Annotated in this window: 1 protein-coding gene and 1 pseudogene; both read left to right on the forward strand. The window is 66.6% G+C overall.

The window, feature by feature from the left end:
• Positions 1 to 51 precede the first annotated feature (51 nt).
• Positions 52 to 276: pseudogene (locus tag AC1D12_RS30040) on the forward strand (VCBS domain-containing protein); the annotation flags it as partial.
• Between the two features lie 18 nt (positions 277 to 294).
• The coding region (locus AC1D12_RS30045; protein ID WP_477844899.1) for a VCBS domain-containing protein at positions 295 to 2,828 on the forward strand (2,534 nt) is incomplete at its 3' end.

Consider the following 2,828-nt stretch of genomic DNA (forward strand, 5'->3'; position numbering starts at 1 on the left):
ACCGAAGACACCGCCGTCAAYGSCTCSGGCAACCTGACCACCGGCGGCACCCTGTCCGTCGCCGACGTCGACAACGGCCAGGCCGTGTTCCAGGCCCAGGCTTCCACTGCCGGCACCTACGGCACCTTCACGCTCGCCACCGATGGCACCTGGACCTACACCGCAGCCAACGGCAACGCCGTGGTCCAGGCGCTTCGTGCCGACCAGTCGCTGACCGAGACCTTCTCGGTCAAGAGCGCCGACGGCACCAGCTCGTCGGTCACCGTCACCATCCACGGCACGAATGATGTGGCCGTGATCAGCGGTGCCACCTCGGGCGCCGTCACTGAAGACACCGCCGTCAACGGCTCCGGCAACCTGACGACCGGTGGCACGCTGTCTGTCGCCGACGTCGACAACAACCAGGCTGTGTTCCAGGCTCAGCCGGCCACGGCCGGCATCTACGGCACCTTCTCGCTCGCCGCCGATGGCACGTGGACCTACGCAGCAGCCAACAATAACGCCACGATCCAGGCGTTGCGTGCCGATCAGTCGCTGACCGARACCTTCWCSGTCAAGAGCGCCGACGGSRCCAGCTCCTCTGTCACSGTCACCATCCAGGGCACGAACGACGCAGCKGTCATCTCCGGCGCCACCTCCGGCTCCGTCACCGAAGACACCGCCGTCAACGGCTCTGGCAATCTGACCACCGGTGGCACCCTGTCCGTCACCGACGTCGACAACGGCCAGGCGGTGTTCCAGGCTCAGCCTGCCACTGCCGGCACCTACGGCACCTTCACGCTGACATCGGCCGGCGTGTGGACCTACGCAGCCGCCAACAGCAACACCACGATCCAGGCSCTGCGCGCCGATCAATCGCTGACCGARACSTTCWCSGTCAAGAGCGCTGAYGGCACCAGCTCSTCKGTCACSGTCACCATCCACGGCACGAACGACACCGCTGTCATCTCCGGCGCGACCTCGGGTTCCGTCACCGAAGACACCGCGGTCAACGGCGCCGGCAATCTGACGACCGGCGGCACCCTGTCCGTCGCCGACGTCGACAACGGCCAGGCCGTGTTCCAGGCTCAGCCTGCCACTGCAGGTACCTACGGCACCTTCGCGCTCGCCACCGACGGCACGTGGACTTACGCAGCCGCCAACAGCAACGCGACGATCCAAGCCCTGCGCGCCGATCAGTCGCTGACCGAAACCTTCACCGTCAAGAGCGCCGACGGGACTTCTTCGAGCGTCACGGTCACCATCAAGGGTGTCAACGACGCTGCCGTCATCTCCGGCGCCACCTCGGGTTCCGTCACAGAAGACACTGCGGTCAACGGCTCCGGTAACCTGACCACCAGCGGCACCCTGTCCGTCGCCGACATCGACAACGGCCAGGCCGTGTTCCAGGCCCAACCTGCCACCGCGGGCACCTACGGCACCTTCACTCTCGCCGCCGAYGGCTCCTGGACTTATGCAGCTGCGAACAGCAACGCCACGGTCCAGGCGCTGCGTGCCGATCAGTCGCTGACCGAGACCTTCACGGTCAAGAGCGCTGAYGGCACCARCTCCTCTGTCACGGTCACCATCAAGGGTGCCAACGACGCCGCCGTCATTTCCGGCGCAACCTCCGGCTCCGTCACCGAAGACACCACTGTCAACGGTTCTGGCAACCTGACCACCGGTGGCACGCTGTCCGTCGCAGACGTCGACAACGGCCAGGCGGTGTTCCAGGCTCAGCCCGCCACMGCGGGCACCTACGGCACCTTCACSCTYGCCACYGAYGGCACCTGGACCTACGCCGCYGCCAACAACAACGCCACGGTTCAGGCGCTGCGCGCTGATCARTCKCTGACCGAGACCTTCTCCGTCAAGAGCGCYGAYGGGACCTCGTCGAGCGTCACSGTCACCATCCAGGGCACCAACGACGTCGCGGTGATCTCCGGTGTCAATACCGGCTCCGTCWCSGAAGACACSGCYGTCAACGCYTCCGGCAACCTGACCACCGGCGGCACCYTGTCCRTCGCCGATGTCGACAAYGGCCAGGCCGTGTTCCAGGCTCAGCCCGCCACTGCTGGCGCCTACGGCACCTTCACGCTCGCCACCGACGGCACCTGGACTTATGCAGCTGCGAACAGCAACGCCACGGTCCAGGCGCTGCGCGCCGATCAGTCGCTGACCGAGACCTTCTCGGTCAAGAGCGCCGACGGGACTTCTTCGAGCGTCACGGTCACCATCAAGGGTGTCAACGACGCTGCCGTCATCTCCGGCGCGACCTCGGGCTCCGTCACCGAAGACACCGCGGTCAACGGCTCCGGCAATCTGACCACCGGTGGCACCCTGTCCGTCGCCGACGTCGACAACGGCCAGGCCGTGTTCCAGGCCCAGCCTGCCACTGCTGGCGCCTACGGCACCTTCACGCTTGCCGCCGACGGCACCTGGACYTACGCAGCCGCCAACAGCAACGCGACAATCCAAGCCCTGCGWGCCGATCAGTCGCTGACGGAGACCTTCTCCGTCAAGAGCGCCGACGGCACCAGCTCGTCGGTCACCGTCACCATCAAGGGCGCCAACGACGCTGCCGTCATCTCCGGTGCGACCTCGGGTTCCGTCACCGAAGACACCGCGGTCAATGCCTCGGGCAACCTGACCACCGGCGGCACCTTGTCCGTCGCCGACATCGACAACGGCCAGGCCSTGTTCCAGGCTCAGCCGGCCACCGCGGGTACCTACGGCACCTTCRCRCTCGCCRCCGAYGGCACCTGGACYTACGCCGCCGCCAACAGCAACGCGACGATCCAAGCCCTGCGCGCCGATCAGTCGCTGACCGAAACCTTCACCGTCAAGAG

This window comes from Rhizobacter sp. P1_G5, from assembly GCF_056405435.1.